At 39.2% G+C, this 22096-nt stretch carries 14 protein-coding genes; 10 read left to right on the top strand and 4 right to left on the bottom strand.

Annotated features, from left to right (window positions below):
* Window positions 1–41 precede the first annotated feature (41 nt).
* The 5 genes from HMPREF9448_RS07805 to HMPREF9448_RS07785 all read left to right on the top strand — a co-directional run bounded on the left by HMPREF9448_RS07805 (window position 42) and on the right by HMPREF9448_RS07785 (window position 6804).
* Window positions 42–950 (top strand): lytic transglycosylase domain-containing protein, encoded by a 909-nt coding sequence (locus HMPREF9448_RS07805; RefSeq protein WP_229033622.1) that lies wholly within the window; start codon window positions 42–44, stop codon window positions 948–950.
* Window positions 947–3766 carry an excinuclease ABC subunit UvrA gene (gene uvrA / locus HMPREF9448_RS07800; RefSeq protein WP_040296036.1) on the top strand — a complete coding sequence of 940 codons (2820 nt, stop codon included), beginning with the start codon at window positions 947–949 and terminating at the stop codon, window positions 3764–3766. The genes HMPREF9448_RS07805 and uvrA overlap by 4 nt, the downstream gene beginning before the upstream one ends.
* Before the next feature lie 716 nt (window positions 3767–4482).
* Window positions 4483–5019: a helix-turn-helix domain-containing protein gene (locus HMPREF9448_RS07795; protein ID WP_118687188.1), complete on the top strand. Its 537-nt coding sequence runs from the start codon at window positions 4483–4485 to the stop codon at window positions 5017–5019.
* Window positions 5020–5122: 103 nt separating this feature from the next.
* Window positions 5123–5902, top strand: coding sequence for a dihydroorotate dehydrogenase electron transfer subunit (locus HMPREF9448_RS07790; protein WP_008862051.1), 780 nt, complete (start codon window positions 5123–5125; stop codon window positions 5900–5902).
* Entirely contained in the window at window positions 5890–6804 is a 915-nt protein-coding gene (locus tag HMPREF9448_RS07785) for a dihydroorotate dehydrogenase (RefSeq protein WP_008862050.1), read from the top strand. Before HMPREF9448_RS07790 ends, HMPREF9448_RS07785 begins: the two co-directional genes overlap by 13 nt.
* 134 nt (window positions 6805–6938) lie before the next feature.
* Here HMPREF9448_RS07785 and htpG read toward each other — a convergent pair whose 3' ends face one another.
* Both htpG and HMPREF9448_RS07775 read right to left on the bottom strand, forming a co-directional pair.
* Window positions 6939–8993 carry a molecular chaperone HtpG gene (gene htpG, locus HMPREF9448_RS07780; protein ID WP_008862049.1) on the bottom strand — a complete coding sequence of 685 codons (2055 nt, stop codon included), beginning with the start codon at window positions 8991–8993 and terminating at the stop codon, window positions 6939–6941.
* A 99-nt stretch (window positions 8994–9092) separates the two neighbouring features.
* On the bottom strand, window positions 9093–11624 hold the full coding sequence (locus tag HMPREF9448_RS07775) for an ATP-dependent Clp protease ATP-binding subunit (protein ID WP_008862048.1): 2532 nt from the start codon (window positions 11622–11624) through the stop codon (window positions 9093–9095).
* A 216-nt stretch (window positions 11625–11840) separates the two neighbouring features.
* Between HMPREF9448_RS07775 and gyrA the strand changes: the two genes are divergently transcribed.
* The 3 genes from gyrA to HMPREF9448_RS07760 all read left to right on the top strand — a co-directional run bounded on the left by gyrA (window position 11841) and on the right by HMPREF9448_RS07760 (window position 17064).
* The gene (gyrA, locus tag HMPREF9448_RS07770; RefSeq protein WP_008862047.1) at window positions 11841–14339 is read left to right on the top strand and encodes a DNA gyrase subunit A; all 2499 of its coding nucleotides are present in this window, start codon (window positions 11841–11843) and stop codon (window positions 14337–14339) included.
* A 35-nt stretch (window positions 14340–14374) separates the two neighbouring features.
* On the top strand, window positions 14375–15640 hold the full coding sequence (locus tag HMPREF9448_RS07765) for a tetratricopeptide repeat protein (protein WP_008862046.1): 1266 nt from the start codon (window positions 14375–14377) through the stop codon (window positions 15638–15640).
* A gap of 218 nt (window positions 15641–15858) precedes the next feature.
* On the top strand, window positions 15859–17064 hold the full coding sequence (locus HMPREF9448_RS07760; protein WP_040296035.1) for a THUMP-like domain-containing protein: 1206 nt from the start codon (window positions 15859–15861) through the stop codon (window positions 17062–17064).
* On the opposite strand, the gene smpB is transcribed toward HMPREF9448_RS07760, so the two are convergent.
* Complete coding sequence (smpB, locus tag HMPREF9448_RS07755; protein WP_008862044.1) at window positions 17054–17506, bottom strand: SsrA-binding protein; 453 nt, start codon at window positions 17504–17506, stop codon at window positions 17054–17056. The two genes, HMPREF9448_RS07760 and smpB, sit on opposite strands and share 11 nt — an antisense overlap.
* Window positions 17507–18275: 769 nt before the next feature.
* Here smpB and HMPREF9448_RS07745 point away from each other — a divergent pair.
* Together HMPREF9448_RS07745 and HMPREF9448_RS07740 are read left to right on the top strand one after the other, a co-directional pair.
* Window positions 18276–19481: a pyridoxal phosphate-dependent aminotransferase gene (locus tag HMPREF9448_RS07745; RefSeq protein ID WP_008862042.1), complete on the top strand. Its 1206-nt coding sequence runs from the start codon at window positions 18276–18278 to the stop codon at window positions 19479–19481.
* Window positions 19474–20721 (top strand): ABC transporter permease, encoded by a 1248-nt coding sequence (locus tag HMPREF9448_RS07740; protein ID WP_008862041.1) that lies wholly within the window; start codon window positions 19474–19476, stop codon window positions 20719–20721. Before HMPREF9448_RS07745 ends, HMPREF9448_RS07740 begins: the two co-directional genes overlap by 8 nt.
* Window positions 20722–20726: 5 nt before the next feature.
* Here HMPREF9448_RS07740 and nhaA read toward each other — a convergent pair whose 3' ends face one another.
* Window positions 20727–22076 (bottom strand): Na+/H+ antiporter NhaA, encoded by a 1350-nt coding sequence (gene nhaA, locus HMPREF9448_RS07735; RefSeq protein ID WP_008862040.1) that lies wholly within the window; start codon window positions 22074–22076, stop codon window positions 20727–20729.
* Window positions 22077–22096: the final 20 nt, after the last annotated feature.

The following is a 22096-nucleotide window of genomic DNA, read 5'->3' as shown; positions in this document are numbered from 1 at the left end:
AAATGACGCCAAAGAGGTATTTTTTTATTGTACTGTTATTTTTGTATACACCGCTGTTCATTAAAGGGTATGCAAATACGACAAAAGAATTTTCCGATGTAATCGTTCCCGAATTTCCACTACAAGTGAAATTCGCAAATGAGCTTGTAGATCTGGATCGTCTGGATATGTATGAACGATTCGACAGGGAACTCACCACGCTATGTTATATGCACTCGTCTACATCATTAGCCATAAAACGAGCCAACCGATATTTTCCCATATTGGAACCTATATTGAAAGAAGAGAAAGTCCCGACCGATTTCTTATATTTGGCCGTTATTGAAAGTACCTTGAATCCAAGAGCCGTTTCACCGGCAAAAGCCGTTGGTATCTGGCAAATTATGCCTCGTACGGGAAGAGAATATGGACTAGAAGTAAATAACGATATAGACGAACGCTATCATATAGAAAAGTCCACTCGCGCAGCCTGCAAATATTTGAAAGATGCTTATGAAAAATACGGTAGTTGGACGACTGTCGCAGCATCTTATAATGCCGGTATGGGACGTATATCGACCGAATTGGAAAAACAGCTGGCCGATCGATCGTTCGATTTATGGTTAAACGAAGAAACATCTCGTTATGTATTTCGCATTTTAGCCATGAAAGAAATATTTTCTTCTCCGGCAAAATATGGATACAAACTAAAAGCCAAACAACTCTATCAACCAATCAGATATTCGGAAATAAAAGTAGATACCACGATTAACGACCTAGCCGTATTCGCTCAATCTAAGGGCGTTTCTTATGCCCAATTAAAAGAAGCCAACCCGTGGCTTCGTTCCCGTTTCTTACCGGATAAGTCCAGAAAAGTTTACTATATAAAAATACCGATGAAAGACGATTTGTATTATACGAAACGTAAATTTACTACTTATAAAAAAGAGTGGGTGATCGACAAAAAATGAAAGCAGAAGAACAAATTGAAGTATATGGGGCTCGTGTCCATAATCTTAAAAATATAGATGTCAATATTCCTCGGAACAGTCTCACCGTTATTACAGGATTAAGCGGCAGCGGCAAATCGTCATTGGCATTCGATACTATTTTTGCCGAAGGGCAAAGGCGTTACATTGAGACTTTTACAGCATACGCACGGAATATGCTCGGAGGTATGGAGCGCCCAGATGTAGATAAAATAACCGGATTGAGTCCTGTTATTTCCATAGAACAAAAAACGACGAATAAAAACCCTCGTTCGACCGTAGGGACAACAACGGAGATATTCGATTTCTTTCGGTTGCTGTTTGCGAGGGCAGGGGAAGCATACTCTTATTTATCGGGGGAAAAAATGGTTCGTTATACCGAGGAGAAAATCATTTCTCTGATAATGGACCTATACCAGAATAAGAAAACTTATATCCTCGCTCCATTGGTTCGTAACCGTAAGGGTCATTATAAAGATTTGTTCGAGCAAGTTCGGAGAAAAGGTTATTTGACGGTCAGAATCGACGGAGAGCTACGGGAAATAACGCATGGAATGAAACTCGACCGTTATAAAAACCACAGCATCGAACTGGTAATCGATAAACTGATCGTGGATAAAGACGATGAACGGCGTTTGCAGGAAAGTGTCAAGACTGCGATGAAACAAGGAGATGGCCAACTGATTGTTCTCGATGCAGAGACACAAGAAATAAGACATTACAGCCGAACATTGATGGACCCGCAAACCGGGTTGTCTTATAGTGAACCTGCTCCTCATAGCTTTTCATTCAATTCCCCACAAGGTGCTTGCCCGAAATGTAAGGGACTGGGATATGTCAATATAATTGACAAAAACAAAATTATCCCGAATGACGAAAAATCCATCTATGAAGGAGGAATCGTTCCGCTTGGCAAATATAAAAATTCGTTGATATTTTGGCAAATCGCCGCAATTTGTGAAAAATACGACAGTAGTTTGAAAACCCCTATCAAAAATCTTCCGGAAGAAGCGTTGGACGATATACTGAACGGAACAGACGAGCGTTTGCAAATTAAAAATGAATCGCTGGGAACCTCGAACTATTTTTTATCGTTCGACGGTCTGATAAAATATATAGAAATTCAACAGCAAAGCGACGCTTCATCGCAAGCTCAAAAATGGGCCGGACAATTCGTCACGACAGCTACATGCCCGCTATGCGAAGGACATCGCCTGAACAAGGAGGCTTTACATTACAAAATCGCAGGAAAAAATATTGCCGATCTAGCCGATATGGATATTTCGGAATTATACGAGTGGGTAAATCATGTAGAGGAATATTTATCTTCTCAGCAACGTAAAATTGCGGCCGAGATTCTCAAAGAAATACGTAACAGACTCCATTTCCTCGTCGATGTGGGCTTGGATTACTTATCCCTGAACAGAGCTTCTGCCACATTGTCGGGTGGAGAAAGCCAACGGATAAGATTAGCGACTCAAATAGGATCTCAATTGGTTAATGTCCTTTATATTCTCGATGAACCCAGTATAGGACTTCATCAACGGGATAACACCCGATTGATTCAGTCTTTAAAAGAATTAAGGGATATGGGGAATTCGATTATTGTGGTAGAACACGATAAGGAAATGATGCTCGAAGCCGATTATATTGTAGACTTGGGGCCTCGGGCTGGACGGCTGGGAGGAAATATCGTTTTCGCCGGTACGCCGAAAGAAATGTTGAAAACCGACACTCTTACGGCTCGATACCTTACCGGTAAAAAAGAAATCGAATTTGCCTCCCAAAGGAGAACAGGAAACGGAAAAAAGATAATACTATCAGGAGCTACCGGAAATAATCTAAAAAATGTGACCGTCGAATTTCCTCTGGGAAAATTCATTTGTATCACAGGAGTTTCGGGTAGTGGTAAATCAAGTTTGATTAACGGGACTTTGCAACCTATCATTAGTCAAAAATTTTATCGTTCTTTGCAAAATCCGTTACCCTATGAGAAAATAGAAGGATTGGAAAACATCGATAAAATCGTAACGGTCGACCAATCGCCGCTGGGTCGAACGCCTCGATCGAATCCGGCCACTTATACCGGTGTTTTTGCCGACATACGCAACGTGTTCGTCGAATTGCCGGAAGCCAAAATCCGAGGTTATAAACCGGGGAGATTCTCGTTCAATATTCCGGGAGGACGTTGCGAGGTTTGCGGAGGAAATGGATATAAGACTATCGAAATGAATTTCCTGCCCGATGTACTCGTGCCTTGTGAAGCCTGTCATGGGAAACGATACAATAGAGAAACCCTTGAAGTAAGATTTAAAGGAAAATCTATTGCCGACGTTTTGGACATGACCATCAATCAAGCCGTAGAATTTTTTGAAAATATACCCTCTATTATTTCTAAAATTAAAGTTTTACAGGACGTTGGTCTCGGATACATTAAACTGGGGCAGCCGTCTACGACATTATCAGGAGGGGAGAGTCAACGGGTAAAACTGGCTGCGGAACTTTCAAAAAGAGATACGGGTAAAACTCTCTATATACTGGACGAACCTACCACAGGTTTACATTTCGAAGATATTCGAGTATTGCTCTCTGTATTGAACCGGTTGGTAGATAAAGGCAATACCGTGATAGTCATTGAGCACAATCTGGATATAATCAAATGTGCCGACCACATTATCGATATGGGACCGGAAGGCGGTAAAAATGGAGGATATGTTTTAACGACGGGTACTCCGGAAGAAGTTTGTGTACAGGATACTTTTACGGCTCGTTATTTAAAGGCGGAATTAAAGATATAAGAAAAACGACATATTACGATTTTGAAAGATAGAAAAGGGCTCAAAGTATAAAATTTGGACCCTTTTTTTACACTATTTACAGTTGTAATATATTTTGAATCAATAATATAAATCTATTTCGAATAGGATTTAAAGGGCTTATAATTCTCATATTTTTGAACAAGATTACATCTGTACTAGAAAAATAAAATCTCGTGAAGTTGAGTTATAAACCGGCTTGCAGTTTACATTTGTAATTCATAACTACTGTTTACAAATGTGACACACAAAACAAAATCACACAAAATAAAAATCTGTAACTCATAAAGGGTAGAGGTGTTACATTTGCATATCCACCAAGTACAGAGATATATAAACAATTATTATATCTACAATATATATAATACAAATAATTAAAAACCAACGTTTTAATATGTTTAATGTAAAGTATATTCGAGGTATAACTTCGAATTTCGAACGATACACGCAGGCTGTTTTTTATATACAACAAATAAAATATTGATTTCTAAATAATTATATATATAAATGTAAAATAATACTTTTAATAAATATTCTTATTGGTAAACAATGAAGGCTATTTACGAAGTATACCTCATGTTGTTTTATTTGCATTTGTAAATCACGCAATTTACAAAACAAACTTGTGTTTTTTATTTATTCTTGTTACATTTGTAAACTATAATTTTATTATTACGAATCTATTTACACCCCTAAAAATGGAAGAAAATGAAGCTCTAATTGTTGCCGAAAGAATGAAAAGTTTTATCGAGTATAAGGGTATATCTGTTACGCAATTTGCCGATGCAACTAAGATACAGAGATCTTCAATGTCTCAAATTTTGGGTGGACGAAATCAGAAGATCAGTATCAATACCATTGGGAAGATACATTCTGCCTATCCCGACTTATCTATCTATTGGCTGTTATATGGAACAGGCCCTATGATTTTGACGGCGACAATACCTCCGGCCGAAAACATTACCTCACCCTCCAAAGAATTTTCAACATCTTTATTTCCCGAGGAGAATGAAATAAAACCGGACGAATATACAGCTCCTTCAAAATATTCGAGGGAAAATGACTCTAATATTCATCAAAAGCAGGACCATAAACTTGAAAATGAAGAAATAACAAACTTAAAAGCACCATTTTTCGAGCCATCGGAACAGGTCGTAAAAAATAAAAAAGCAACTAAAATCATGATTTTCTACTCCGATAATACGTTCGAGACATTTTCCCCGGACAATGAATAACTCGTCTTTATCTTTTAAAGGAGAAATAAAACGATTGCATAATCCGATAAACTTTTGTTTCGCTTTTGGGTTTATACTATCTTTGTTCAGCTAAAATAATTTTATGAAAAAATATATTCTTGACTTTCGGGTTGTTGAAAACACAAAACTGCACGATAATTATGCTCTTTTGAAATTGAAACCCGATAATAATGAACCGTTGCCCGATATGTTACCCGGGCAGTTTGTCGAGGTTCGTGTAGACCGGTCTCCTGGTACATTTTTAAGGCGTCCGATTTCTATCAATTTCGTCGATTCCACTCGCAATGAGCTATGGCTATTGATAAGAAAAGCCGGTGAAGGAACTCGGACTTTATGCGATTTGAAACAAGGAGATAGTATTAATTTAGTTTTACCATTGGGTAATACATTCAGTTTACCCGATGAAACAGATTCGAATATATTGCTTATCGGAGGAGGCGTTGGAATAGCCCCGATGCTATATTGGGGTAAATACTTAAAAGAACGGAATTATACCCCCAAATTTTTGTTAGGATTCCGTTCAGACAAGGATATACTGCAATATGAAATGTTTCGGCAGTTTGGAGATGTATATATTTCCACCGAAGACGGTTCTTTGGGCGAAAAAGGATTCGTGACTCAGCACTCCTTGTTAAATAGTAAACTCGATAAGCTGTATGTTTGCGGCCCGAAACCCATGATGGTAGCCGTCGCCCGATTTGCTCATGAACGAAACATATCCTGTGAAGTATCTCTCGAAAATATGATGGCCTGTGGCGTAGGCGCATGTCTCTGTTGCGTAGAAGATACGATCGAAGGCAATACTTGTGTATGTAAGGAAGGTCCTATCTTTAATATAGAAAAACTAAAATGGCAGATTTGAAAGTAAATATAGGCGGGTTGCTTTTGAAGAATCCCGTAATGACGGCATCGGGAACGTTTGGCTACGGCGAAGAATTTGCCGATTTCGTCGATTTATCTCGGCTGGGAGGAGTCATTGTAAAAGGAACGACGCTGCATCATAGAGAAGGCAACCCGTATCCACGTATGGCCGAAACGCCTTCGGGAATGCTCAACGCAGTAGGATTACAAAACAAAGGTGTCAATTACTTCATCGAAAATATATATCCTCGCATAAAAGATATCGATACCCATTTCTTGGTAAATGTATCGGGATCCTCAATAGAAGACTACGCCGTCACGGCAGAGAAAATCGCTGCATTGGACAAGATTCCGGGAATTGAGTTAAACATCTCTTGCCCGAATGTGAAAGAGGGTGGAATGGCTTTCGGGACAAGCTGCCAAAGTGCTGCCGCTGTGGTAAAAGCTGTGCGTGCCGTTTATCCTAAAACTCTGATTGTCAAACTTTCGCCAAACGTTACCGATATTACCGAGATAGCCCGAGCAGTCGAGGCCGAAGGCGCCGATGCTGTATCCTTGATCAATACTCTGCTGGGTATGGCTATTGATTCAAATCGTCGCAGGCCAGTACTCTCTACAATTACAGGGGGATTATCCGGTGCATGTGTTAAGCCCATCGCATTGCGTATGGTTTGGCAAACTTACCATGTCGTAAAAATCCCTATTGTAGGATTGGGTGGAATCATGAACGCCACCGATGCCATTGAATTTATATTGGCCGGTGCATCTGCCATAGAGGTCGGAACAGCTAACTTCATAGATCCTCAAATAACTGAAAAAATAGCGGACGGAATAGACGAATATCTCGATAGGAATAACATTGCATCCGTAAAAGAGCTTATCGGTGGCTTGGTTTGTAATTAATTTATTATCAATAGTATAAAATAGCGAATGTAGATTGTGCTATCTAATACAATCCACATTCGCTATTAAAGTATCAGTTCAATATTATATTTGCGAACAGATATTAAAGTATTACTTTATATCTGTATAGCTTGTTAGAGCATTTCAACCGACCGTTTGATAAATTTACTCAAAGCCTCTCCCTTCAACATGTTATTGGAAAGCAGAGCCAAGTCGACCAACTGACGAACCAAAGGTGTCCGGTCGGCATAAGTCTTCAATATATCCGATTCCTTTGCTCTCAATTCTTTTGCCTTTTCCTCAGCATGCTTCAAAGCCTCCTTATCTGCTACGGGAATTTCATCGTCCTTTTTATCTTTTTTGGCCTCTTGTAACCGTTCGATTTCTTCATTGACAGTTTTCAACTCGTCCAATATAGGAGTTAATTCACTCTTACAAGCACTTTCGGTATCAGCAATAACCTTTTGCGAAAGAGGGTGATCTGTGTTCACTATGAGGTTATAGCTGTCGGGAAGCTCCCCATAGAAAGCCATTCCTGATTGTATAGCAGCCATATCTTTCATACGACGCATAAATTCATTTTGCGTAATAACGATAGGTTGAGCAGTCGCACCTACGGGCTCGAACATAACCAAGAAATCACTTTTCTCCATAGCAGGGATTTGCGATTTGAAAACAGAAGTCATCATATCGCGCTGTTGCTCATCGAGAGCTGTATTTGAAGTTGTATCCGATTTCTTGATTAGTTTATCGATCAGATCGCTATCCACGCGCACGAAACGGCTTTTCTCTAATTTCTGCTCCAACATACCGATGAAATGAGGATCCAGCTGTCCGTTCATCAATAGTACATCGTAACCTCTTGATACAGCCGTATCGATATAACTGTATTGTGCTTCCTTATCAGTGGCATACAGATAAACGAGTTGTCCGTCTTTATCGGTTTGGTTGCCCTCTATCAGTTTTTTATATTCATCGAGCGTATAATATTTATCCTCCGTATCTTTCAATAATACGAATTTCTGAGCACGCTCGTAGAATTTCTCATCAGACAGCATACCATATTCGATGAAGATTTTCAAATCGTCCCATTTCTCCTCGAACTGTTTGCGATCGCTGTTGAATATCTCTTGCAGACGCTCTGAAACCTTTTTAGTGATATACCCCGATATTTTCTTTACATTAGAATCGCTTTGCAGATATGAACGCGAAACATTCAACGGAATATCGGGTGAATCAATCACACCCTGTAAAAGCATTAGGAAATCAGGAACGATACCCTCTACCGAATCGGTAACGAATACTTGGTTGCAATATAATTGTATCTTGTATCGATTGATATCGATATTATTTTTGATTTTCGGGAAATAAAGAATTCCCGTCAACTTAAACGGATAGTCGATATTCAAATGAATCCAAAACAGAGGTTCATCTATTCCCGGATAAAGATCGGCATAGAATTTCCTGTAATCTTCATCGGTCAAATCTGTCGGCTTCCGAGTCCATGCAGGCTCCATATCATTAATGACCCTATCCTTGTCTGTATCGACATATTTCCCGTCTTTCCATTCTTGTTCTTTTCCAAACACAACGGGAACAGGCAAGAAACGGCAATATTTTTTCAACAGGGTCTCGATACGTTGTTCTTCAAGGAATTCCTTATTGTCATCATCGACATATAAAATAATATCTGTTCCCCGTTCGCTCTTTTCGATATCGGTCATCTCGTAAGCCGGAGAACCATCGCAGCTCCACATGACTGCTTGGGCTCCTTCTTTATAGGATAATGTACGTATTTCTACTTTTTTGGAAACCATGAAAGAAGAATAAAATCCCAGCCCGAAATGCCCGATAATGGCATTCGCATCATTTTTATATTTTTCCAAAAACTCTTCGGCCCCCGAAAAAGCAATTTGATTGATATATTTGTCTATCTCTTCGGCTGTCATTCCTATACCGCGATCCGATATAGTCAACGTCCCCTTATTTTTATCAATCGACACTGTGACATTCATCGTGCCTAACTCACCTTTGAAATCGCCAAAAGAAGATAATGTCTTCAATTTCTGAGTGGCATCCACAGCATTAGAAACGAGCTCCCTTAAAAATATTTCATGGTCGCTATACAAAAATTTTTTAATGACGGGGAAGATATTGTCGGTTGTAACCCCAATTGTACCTTTTTGCATAATTGTATATTTTTATCATTTAAATTTCTGACTATGATTTTTCAAAAAAAATGCCAGACTCTTTGAGTCTGACATTTTGACTTATTCAACTATTATTTGTCATTTCGTTTGGGAATTATGAATCGAAGACACGATCTTCTGATTCTCCTTATCAAAATCAACGACAATAGTATCACCTTCTTGAACCGTCGCCCGAATAATCATTTCGGCAAGTTCATCTTCGAGGTATTTCTGTATGGCCCGTTTTAGAGGTCGTGCTCCGAACTGAATATCATACCCCTTTTCGGCAATAAAGTTTTTGGCATCGTCGGTAATAGTCAGATGATAACCCAGTGTTTCCACCCGTTTGTAAAATCCGCTTAGTTCCAAATCGATAATTTTGAAAATAGATTCTTTATCCAATTGGTCGAACATTACAATATCGTCGATACGATTTAAAAATTCGGGAGAGAAAGCTCTATTCAACGCCTTTTGTATAACGCCCCTCGAATAATCCTTTTCCGAAACAGTATTAGTCGAGAATCCTACTCCTTGTCCAAAATCCTTTAATTGACGCGTACCGATATTAGATGTCATAATCAGAATCGTATTCTTAAAATCGATTCTACGCCCCAAGCTATCGGTTAGGCGTCCTTCGTCTAAGACTTGCAACAATAGATTAAAGACATCGGGGTGAGCCTTTTCTATTTCATCGAGCAGCACAACCGAATAGGGTTTGCGTCTCACTTTCTCCGTTAACTGTCCTCCTTCCTCATATCCCACATATCCCGGAGGGGCTCCGACCAGTCTGGACACAGTAAATTTCTCCATATATTCACTCATGTCTATTCGGATAAGAGCATCTTTCGAGTCAAATAAGTATTCGGCCAATTTTTTTGCTAAATGAGTCTTACCCACACCCGTAGGGCCCAAAAACATGAAAGTGCCGATAGGTTTCCCCGGATCCTTTAATCCTACACGATTTCGCTGTATCGCTTTTACAATTTTATCGACAGCATCATCTTGCCCGATAATTTCGCGCTTCAACTCTCCCGACATAGCTAAAAGTTTATTTCCCTCAGCTTGTGCGATACGCTGCACCGGGACACCAGTCATCATAGCGACAACTTCGGCAACCTTTTCCTCATTGACAATCTCTCTATGTTGTTGCATCTGCCTTTCCCAGTTTGCTTTCGCCGATTCAAGGGAAAGTTGCAATTCTTTTTCCTTGTCTCTAAAACTCGCCGCAAGCTCATAGTTTTGGGATTTAACAGCATTTATTTTATCTTCCCGGCAAGTCTCTATTTGAGCCTCCAAACTTTCGATTTCTTTGGGGACAATAATATTAGAAACATGCACTCGCGCCCCGGCTTCGTCCAATGCATCAATGGCTTTGTCCGGGAAATTACGGTCACTTATGTAACGGTCTGTCAATTTGACACACGCCTCCAATGCATCATCGGTATAGGTGACATTATGATGATCCTCGTATCTACCTTTTATATTATTGAGGATTTGCAGAGTCTCCTCGGGAGTTGTAGGCTCGACCATAATCTTTTGGAAACGGCGTTCCAAAGCACCATCTTTTTCTATATTTTTCCTATATTCATCGAGTGTTGTAGCTCCGATACACTGAATCTCTCCCCGCGAAAGAGCCGGTTTTAACATATTGGCAGCATCAAGAGACCCTGTGGCTCCACCTCCACCGACAATAGTATGAATCTCGTCGATAAATAAAATAATATTCGGATTCTTCGACAACTCATTTAGAATTGCTTTTATACGCTCCTCGAATTGTCCTCTATATTTTGTTCCTGCTACAATCGAGGCCATGTCGAGAGAGACAAGTCTCTTATCGAATAGCACCCTCGACACTTTACGTTGCACGATTCTCAAAGCAAGACCTTCTACTATTGCAGATTTTCCTACGCCGGGTTCCCCTATAAGAACCGGATTATTCTTTTTTCTTCGGCTCAATACTTGTGCCAATCGTTCAATTTCATTTTCACGTCCGACAACAGGGTCGAGCCGACCTTCTTCGGCAGCCTTTGTCATATCGGTCCCAAAGTTGTCCAATACGGGAGTTTCATTATTACTACGCTGAGCAGTCGTACTATTTCCGCTTTGCTGTTCCCTCCGATAATTTCGGTCTTCCTCCAATTCGTCGTCATCATCGTCCGTAAATCCGGCGCCCATGCTCGGCGAAGGGAAATCCGGCTTCTCATTACCTTTTAAAAAAGCTGCCACTTCGTCATAAGTTATGTCATTCGTGTTTAAAATTTTTGCAGCAGAAGAGTCCGGCTCTTTCAATATAGCCAACAATAAATGTTCGGTGTCTGTCTCCGAACTTTTCATAAATCGAGCTTCAAGCATACTCATCTTTAAAACTCTATCTGTGCTTTTACTAATAGTCAACTCATTCGTTTGTTCCATGTGATTATTGGAAGCGGACAGTTCATTTTCCAATGAACTTTTCAGTGTTCGGAGGGAAGCTCCGAGCCCGACCAATACATCGACAGCACGATTTGCGCCGTCACGTATAATTCCTAACAATAAATGCTCGGGAACAATGTTGGAATTTTGGAGGCGTTCAGCCTCTTCCCGGCTATAACCGAGAATTTCCTTAACATGTTGTGAGAAGTTTCTTTCCATAAACAATCTGTCTCCTTTTATTGATTTAGCAAATATACCACCTTTAAGCCGAATAATGGCGGGTATTTATTAGTTTATTATATATAACAAATAATATGCCGAAAATTCCTATTCACAAAAGATTATTTCTTGAATTTGGTATCTCGATTTTTCAAAAAATGGTTATCTTTGTACGCTAAACAGCATAATTTGTATAACCAATTTTCATCAAAATAAATGATTGATCAAGATAGAATTTTAAAAATAGACATCAAACAAGAGATGCAATCGGCCTACATCGATTATTCTATGTCGGTGATTGTAGCTCGTGCCTTACCCGATGTAAGAGATGGTTTTAAACCGGTACACCGCAGAGTTCTGTTCGGTATGGACAAATTGGGTAACACATCGGATAAGCCTTATAAGAAATCAGCAAGAATCGTGGGAGATGTGCTGGGTAAATATCACCCGCATGGCGATTCGTCGGTATATTTTGCATTGGTGCGTATGGCGCAACCCTGGTCTTTACGTTATCCTTTGGTCGATGGGCAAGGTAACTTCGGGTCTGTCGACGGCGATAGCCCTGCTGCCATGCGTTATACCGAAGCTCGCCTTTCTCGTATCGCAGAAGAGATGCTTCGAGATATTGAAAAAGATACGGTCGATTTTACTCCAAACTTCGATAACACATTAGAAGAGCCAACTGTTTTGCCGACCCGAATCCCCAACTTACTAGTCAATGGAGCTTCGGGTATTGCTGTGGGTATGGCAACGAATATGCCCCCTCATAACCTGTCGGAATGTATAGATGCTTCTGTCGCCCTAATCGACGACAGAGAATTGACGGTGGAAGACCTGATGCAATATATCAAGGCTCCCGACTTCCCCACAGGAGGTATTATTTATGGTTTTGCAGGGGTAAAAGATGCTTTCGAAACAGGACGGGGCCGAATTGTAATTCGGGCAAAAGCCGAGATTGAAGTAGACAGCACCACAGGGCGGGAGACCATCGTCGTATCTGAAATACCATATGCCGTCAATAAGTCGGAATTGATTAAGAAAATCGCCGATTTGGTGGAAGAAAAACGGTTAGAAGGTATTTCCAACATCAACGATGAATCCGACCGAGCCGGAATGAGAATCGTTATCGAAATAAAACGAGATGCCAATGCAAGCGTTATTTTAAATAAATTATTCAAAATGACCGACTTGCAATCCTCTTTCAGTGTCAATAATATTGCTTTGGTAAACGGACGTCCTCAAACACTAAATCTAAAACAACTGTTAGAGGCGTTTGTGGATCATCGCCACGAAGTCGTTATTCGCCGCACTCGTTTCGATCTGGCGAAAGCCGAAGAAAGGGCGCATATTCTTGAAGGACTTATCATTGCATCCGATCACATAGACGAAGTCGTTAAACTGATTCGGTCATCACGGACTCGTGAAGAAGCCAAGACACGTTTAATGGAGCGATTCTCGTTAAGCGAAAAACAAGCTCAGGCCATCGTAGATATGCGTCTTGGACAGTTGACCGGTTTGGATCAAGACAAACTGAGAAATGAATACGCCGAGGTGGAAAAAATGATTGCCTATTACAAAGAAATTCTCGCCGATGAGTCTGTTTGTATGAAAGTGGTAAAAGACGAGCTTCTCGAAATAAAAGAGAAGTATGGCGACGAACGTAAAACAGAAATCATTTATTCCTCGGAAGAGTTCAATGCTGAGGACTTCTATGCCGACGACGAGATGATTATCACCATATCGCACATGGGGTATATCAAACGGACTCCTCTGTCCGAATTCCGTGCTCAAAATCGAGGAGGAGTCGGAGCAAAAGGAAGCAATACTCGTGAAGAAGATTTCATCGAGTATATCTATCCAGCATCAATGCACAATTATATGTTGTTCTTTACCCAAAAGGGTAAATGCTATTGGCTGAAAGTCTATGAAATCCCCGAAGGTGCTAAAAACTCAAAGGGACGAGCCATTCAGAACATGCTCAATATAGAGTCCGACGACAAGGTAAACGCATTCATTCGGGTAAAAAAATTACAAGACCCCGAATACAATATGTCTCATAACTTACTATTCTGTACGCGTAAAGGTGTAATAAAAAAGACAAAACTCGAAGCCTATTCACGCCCTCGACAGAATGGAGTAAACGCGATTACGATTCGGGAAGACGATCAAGTTATACAAGTGCGTCTCACCACGGAAGACAGCCAAATAATTATCGCCAACAAAAACGGTCGCGCTATTCGATTCCATGAAAGTGCAGTACGCGAAATGGGTCGTAATGCAACAGGTGTAAAGGGTATGACCCTTGACAATAATGGCGACGAAGTGGTAGGAATGATTTGTGTAAACGATCCCGAAAAAGAAACCATCATGGTTGTCTCGGAGCAAGGCTATGGAAAACGCTCTCTTATAGAAGATTATCGGATAACAAACCGAGGAGGGAAAGGCGTAAAAACGCTGAATATTACCGATAAAACAGGCTGTTTGGTAGCGATTAAATGCGTAACAGATGAAAATGATTTGGTAATCATAAACAAATCGGGCATTACTCTACGAATGAAAGTAGCCGACGTACGAGTCATGGGACGAGCAACACAGGGTGTAAGATTAATAAACTTGGAAAAACGTAACGATGAAATAGCATCGGTTTGCAAAGTTTTATCAGAAAGTGTCGATGAAAACTTACAAGACGATAACGTAACCGAAGTTGCCGAATAAATTTAGATATAATTAATTTTTAAAATAAAAACGCAATGAAAAAAACAACATTAACGGTAGTATTACTGCTTTCTATCATTTGCGCATTTGGTCAAAAGAAAGCTGTAAATAGGGCATTTAGCGAAGCTAAAATGGAAAAACCCAACTTTCAGGAAGCCCGTGATAATATTAAAGGAGCACTAACAAATCCAGAAACTAAGGACGATGCCAAAACTTGGTATGTTGCGGGATTTGTAGAAAACTCTTATTTTGAAAAAGACAATGTTCAGAAAACATTGGGAATGACATTGAAAGACGGTGACGGACCAATGTATGATGCGTTAGTAAAAAGTTATGAATATTTTCTTCAAGCCATCGCATTAGACACTTTGCCCAACGAAAAAGGGAAAATCAAACCCCGATATGTCAAAGACATAAGAAAAACATTAAAACAAAACATCGATGGATATGCCAATGCAGGAGTTTATTATTTCACACAAAAAGAGTATAAAAAAGCATACGATGTGTGGGGTATCTATCTAAATATTCCTAAGATGTCTATCATGAAAGGCGAAAAAGAAGGCCTTCCGGCAGATTCAACTCTGGCTATTTTAGAATTTAACAGGGCACTGGCAGCACTTCAAACCAATGATACGACATTAGCCATAAAAGCGTTGAACGAAGCAAAAGGAAATGGATACAATCAAAACGATATCTATAAATATCTCGTATATGAATATGAGATGACACAAGATACGGCCAATCTGATTAAAACACTTCAAGAAGGTGAAAAACTATTCAAAAACGAAATGGTTGAAGTGAAAGACGAGAACGGAAATACCAAAATGCAGAAAGAGAATACCTACACATTGAAGTTGATCAATCTTTATATATTTAGCGGGAAATACGATGAAGCCATAGCTACACTCGAATCTGTATTGGCCGACGAACCTAACAATGCAGAATATTGGAATGTAAAAGGAAATCTGTATGAATCCCAGAAAAAGTACGATCAATCCATAGAATGTTTTGAGAAGGCAATCTCCATAAATCCATCTTATGCCGATGCTTTGGGCAGCATAGGACGTGTTTATTTTAATCTGGCTGTTCAAAAAAATAATGAAATCAGCACGATAACAGACAATGCGAAATATACAGAAGCAAGAGAAAAAGAAGTTCTTCCTTTGTTTGAGAAATCTCGTCCTTATTACGAAAAAGCATATGAATTGAAACCGGACGAACCCGACTATAAATATGCATTACGTAATATCTATTATAATTTGAACGATGCAGAAAAATTAAAAGCTATTGAAGGTCAATAATTTTCGCATTGCATAGATAATTCATAGGGAAATCCGGTTCACATTTCATGTGAACCGGATTTCTTGTAAGTATATAAATAGCTGTTTTTCATTTTATTAAATTAATATCTCTAATATTTTATTTAACATAATACAAATTATAGGACAAATTTAATTCAAATAATAATATATCCTCCACAAACTCTTTAATTCGATATATAATTTGTATATTTGTAAATATGATGTACCAAAAATCTATTCAGGATTTTATTTTAGAATATTCTGATTTTGATACTAATAAGTTACGGTTGAAAAATATCCAAGCTGATTTTGATGTAGCTTGGGCCATTCAACAAATCGAAGCCCGTAAAAAGATACGCGACAAGCTACCTACATGGGCTTCAAACATGAATATTGTTTTCCCATCTATTCTATCGACAGAACAATGTTCCTCGGAACTGACCGCACGATATAAGCAAAATTTGATAATTCCGGGAGATACTGTCGATTTGACCGGAGGCTTAGGTGTAGACAGTTTCTTTTTTTCTCAAAAATCAGATCACGTAGTTTATGTGGAGCAATTAGCCGAATATTGCCGAGCGGCAAAACAAAACTTTAAAAACTTATGTACCGATAACATAACCGTTACGCACGACGACTGCATAAACTTTCTACAAAATAACGATCGACATTTTCAAAATATATATATCGATCCTGCGAGAAGAGGCTCCTGCAATAAACGGATATTCGCTATCGACGAATGTGAGCCTAATGTAATAGAGCTTATGCCTATACTTTTCCAATGCGGGAAACGTATCATAATAAAGGTATCTCCTATGGTCGATATAACAGCTACCCTTTCTCTCTTACCAGATATTTCAGAGGTACATGTTGTATCCGTAAAAAACGAATGTAAGGAATTATTATTAGTCATCGATACCGAGTCGGAAAAATCGAGTGATCGAGATACGATTATTCATTGTATACAAATCAATTCTTTTGACAATATATCGGATTTCACGTTTGGAATAAAACAAGAAAAAGGCCTTCCCTACTCGACTTTTTGTAAAAGTATAAAGAAATACCTCTATGAGCCCAACACATCTATACTCAAAGCAGGAGCTTATAAATCTATCGCTATTGAATATAACATAGAAAAGTTACAAACCAATAGCCATTTATATACTTCGGACAACTACATCTCTAATTTTCCGGGACGGAAATTTGAGATCATAGAAACAGTTACATTCAATTCGAAAAATATAAAAGATATCAAAACGAAATATCCTCAGACAAACCTATCGACACGTAATTTTCCCCTAACCACAGCAGAATTACAGAAAAAGTTAAAGACCAAGGACGGAGGTGATTTATATCTTTTCGCCACAACCCTATCGAATGACAACAAAGTATTAATTATCTGCAAGAGAGCGACTAACGCTTAAACATTCGATCCATTTGCCGTTTATCCTCTCTCTCCTTAATCGAATCTCGCTTATCATATTCTTTTTTACCCTTAGCGATAGCAATAACCACTTTTGCCAATCCCTTCTCATTAATAAAAACTCGTGTCGGTATTATTGAAAACCCCGATTCTTTGGCAGCCCTCTCTATTTTCTGAATTTCTTTATGAGTTAATAAAAGCTTTCTGTCTCGCCGAGAAGAATGATTGTTATAAGAACCATAGAAATACTCGGCTATATACATATTTTTTATCCAGATTTCTCCATTATTGATGTAACAAAAAGAGTCCGTCAGCCCGGCCTTACCCCACCGAATTGACTTTATTTCAGTTCCAGACAGCACAATTCCCGCATGAAAGGTATCGAGCAATTCATAATCGAAACTCGCCCTCTTATTTTTTATATTTATTTGTGGTAACTTCATTTCTATACTAATTAAATCAATCCGGGCATCAAAAAGTACAACAGTTTCTGAATGGACAAAGGTATAACAAGAAATAATATGGTTGTAGCCACTACGTATAAAATATTTTTTTGATCTGGAATTTCCATATACCTTTGACTGTTCCAAATCACATAGGCTAACAGAAGGGGTAAAAAATCGACTATAGATGGAAGTTCTATAAACAATCGGATAACAAAAATGAAAATATCAAACAACATATACAATGCTAATGTGTATCCGACAAAACGTTTTATACGAGACTCTGGTTGCAAAACCTCCAACATGTAAGTCGAAAAAATTTTCATTACATATACAAGAGCATAGAAGCCGGCAAAAAATTTCACAAATTCCACGATCGCCAACTGCAAGGCTCTCGGTAAAGAAGCATCGTTAAAAAAATATCCTAAAAAGGATACTATCGCAGTTATTCCCATAAACGGATATAGGAATTGATTCAAAAATATTTGTGTCGCATACGGCACTTTATCCATTTTTTGCCATGTCTTCCCGGGAGAAACAATAAGCAAAAAGAGATGCTTCAAATCGTCCATAAAACTGCTGTATTTCTATATTTGTACGCAAATATAGCATCATTTATTCTATTTTACGACTTCTCTCTTCATATTCTACTATCTCCATAAGGGAAGAAAAAAGTAAAATTCTTATCTTTGTACTTTAAAAATAAAAAAATAGACACCCCGTTTGATATCGCATATTTCACAGGTTAGTCTATATTAAATTAAAAAATATGCCCACAATCTCTCATAGAGGCGAAGTCATGCCGGCCTCTCCTATACGAAAACTTGTCCCTCTCGCCAACAAAGCCAAAGAAAAAGGAATAAAAGTTTTTCATCTAAACATCGGGCAACCCGATTTGCCGACTCCTCAAATAGGGTTGGATGCGTTACGGCACATGCATCGCCGAATACTGGAATACAGTCCTAGTGAAGGCATAAAAAGCCTTCGGGAAAAGTTAGTCCAATATTATGACAAATTCCATATTCATGTGACAGCCGATGATATAATCATCACCACAGGAGGCTCTGAGGCTGTATTATTCTCATTCATGGCTTGTCTGGACCCCGGCGATGAAATTATTGTTCCAGAACCGGCATACGCCAACTACATGGCATTCGCTATCTCGGCCGGAGCAGTAATCAAAACTTTACCCTCTTCTATTGAAGAAGGCTTCGCATTACCTTCTATCGAAAAATTCGAATCTCTAATTACGCCAAAAACTAAGGCTATACTAATCTGTAATCCCAATAATCCCACAGGGTACTTATACACCCAAAGAGAAATGAACCAAATACGGGATCTGGTAAAGAAATATGATTTGTTCCTATTCTCCGACGAAGTATATCGGGAATTTTGCTATACAGGAGCGCCCTATATATCGGCTTTCCACTTAGAAGGGATTGAAGAACAGGTAGTGTTAATAGATTCCGTTTCAAAAAGATACAGCGAATGCGGAATTCGCATAGGAGCCCTGATCACTCGACATAAAGAATTAAAAAAGAGTGTTATGAAATTCTGTCAGGCCAGACTCAGTCCACCGCTTTTAGGACAAATCGTAGCCGAAGCCTCTATCGATGCTCCCGAAAGTTATATGCTTTCTACCTATAACGAGTATGTAGAACGGCGTAAACACCTAATTGACGGTTTAAACCGAATTCCGGGGTGTTACTCCCCTATCCCTATGGGAGCATTCTACACCGTGGCTCGATTACCGGTAGATAATGCCGATAAATTCTGTGAATGGTGTTTATCTGAATTCGAGTACGAAGGACAAACCATATTTATGGCTCCCGCCTCAGGGTTCTATACCACGCCCGGATTGGGGAAAAACGAAGTTCGTTTAGCCTATGTACTGGAAAAAGAAGAACTATCAAAAGCTCTAATCGTTTTACAAAAAGCATTAGAAACATACCCCGGCCGCACCATTAATGAATAATTGGAAATTATATATTGCTAATCGCATACATTTCGACAAACAGCATCGAAAAAAAGCTACCCCACCGGCCGTACGTGTAGCTGTGGCCGGTGTTGCGCTAGGATTAGCCATAATGATACTGTCGGTTGCGATTGTCATCGGTTTTAAAAAAGAAATCCGAAGCAAAGTTGTAGGATTCGGCGCACACATTCAGATAACGTCATTCGATAATAACATGACTTACGAAAAGCAGCCGATTCAATATACCGATAGTCTGCGTGAAATACTGTCAGACCGCGATGACATCACAAAAATAGATCCTATCGGGACCAAACTGGGTATGATAAAGACCGATACCGATTTTATGGGAACGGTTCTGAAAGGAGTTACCCCCGACTATAACTGGTCTTTTTTCAAGAAATATCTGGTCGATGGCTGTTTACCCAAAATTCAAGACTCAATAATATCCAACGAAGTCCTCGTTTCCAAAACCATAGCAGATAAATTGGACCTGCATATCGGGGATAAAATATACTGCTACTTTATCCAAGAGCAAGTAAGAGCTCGACGATTTTCTATTTCAGGAATATATCAGACCGATTTTTCGGATTATGACAAACTGTTGATTATCGGAGATGTAAGACATGTTCAACGCCTTAACGATTGGAATCCCGACCAGTATAGCGAAATAGAACTAATGGTAAAAGATTTCGATAGAGCCGACGACATAGCATATGAACTATATACACAATTAATAGACCGTCCCGATGATTATGGAACACATTATTATCCTCAATCCATTCGCACATTGAATCCGGTCTTTTTCGGCTGGCTCGATTTACTCGATATGAACGTCTGGATCATACTTATTCTCATGGCTGCCGTATCTGGCTTTACCATGATTTCAGGATTGCTCATTATTATATTGGAACGAGCGAATATGATTGGCATATTGAAAGCATTAGGAGCGAACAATACCTCTATTCGGAAAATATTTTTATACGTATCGGTTTTCCTTGTCGGGAAAGGTATGATATGGGGAAATATTATTGGTGTCGTCTTATGCCTGATTCAACGACACTTTCACATTGTAACACTCAATCCCGAAGCATACTACGTGCCTTATGTTCCTATCGAAATAAATTTTTGGTACGTTTTATGGTTGAACATCGGCTGCATGCTTGTATCGGTTTTGATGTTGATCGCACCTTCCTATTTGGTTGCGCTTATTCGCCCGGCCAAATCTATAAAATTCGAATAAGCGCCCTACTCGACTTCTTGTTGCTTCGGTAAAAACAGGTTGAGTAAGATATATCCTAAAATACCGGATACGAGAGACCCCATTACAATACCGAGTTTCGCATGCTCCAACAATTCTATTCCTTCTGGCCCCATATTACCAAAAGAAAGATTTGCAATAAACAAAGATACTGTAAAACCAATACCACCCAACACAGATACTGCCGCTAACGACTTCCATGTAGAGTGTGTCGGCATCGGAACAATTTTCAGTTTAATGATTAACCAAGAAGAGAAAAAGATACCCACAAATTTTCCGAACAACAACCCGACAAAAACGGCCAAACTAATACCCGTAAATAACGAAGACAATTCTATTCCCGACAAAACGATCCCTGCATTGGCAAAAGCGAATAAAGGGATAATAAGATAGTTGATCACCGGATGCAATGTATCTTCAAGGTCTTGTAACGGGCTTATCACTTTATCGGATGCAGATTCTATACTCTTCAAACAGTTTATTTGATCTTTGGAGAGCATTATCGAGCTATCGCTGTCCCCATGAAACTGTTCCTGCGGGAAATTAGCTATTTCATCTCGAATCGTACTGATAAAACGAGTAGTCGCCAATACCGGTTTAGCGGGAATACAAAAAGCCACTAATACACCGGCTATCGTAGGGTGAATACCTGAATTTAAGAATAAAAACCAAACTACACCGCCAAGTATGAAATAGAACATTTTACTATTGATTCCGGCACGTCCGCCCAACCATAAAATCAAAAATATGCCGGCAGCATAAAACAAGTAAGTAACCGATATATGACTGGAATAGAAAATCGCAATAACCAATATACCTCCTATGTCATCGACCACCGCCAATGTTGTTAGGAATATTTTCAAGGAAATGGGGACTCTTTTTCCCAACATAGCCAAAACGCCCAACGAAAAAGCAATATCTGTCGCCATAGGAATGGCGCTCCCTCTCAGGAAATCACTGCCTCTGCCAATATACATAAATAATAAAACAGGAATAACCATTCCACCAATAGCGGCAACGATCGGTAATAATGCTTGCTTTATGGACGTCAACTCTCCAACCAATACCTCTCTCTTTATTTCCAGTCCGATAGAAAAAAAGAAAATCGCCATCAATGCATCGTTGATAAATTCCATTACGGTCATAGGATGCCCATTATGGCTAAATAAGTTGAAATCCCCCAACTGTAAAGATATAGGTTGTGCCCACCAAGAAAAATACATATCGGCAATCGGAGAATTAGCGATGATAAAAGCCAACAATGTCGCCACTATCAAAACATTACCTCCGCTGGCATAATTTTTAATCGACTTTTTTATGGCATATAAGCTATCCATATAACATTCCGTATTTGTAA

The sequence above is a fragment of the Barnesiella intestinihominis YIT 11860 genome (assembly GCF_000296465.1).
In the GTDB taxonomy this organism is placed as follows: Bacteria; Bacteroidota; Bacteroidia; order Bacteroidales; family Barnesiellaceae; genus Barnesiella; species Barnesiella intestinihominis.
The sequence above is the reverse complement of the archived record's forward strand: the minus strand, read 5'-3'. Positions and strand labels throughout refer to the sequence as shown.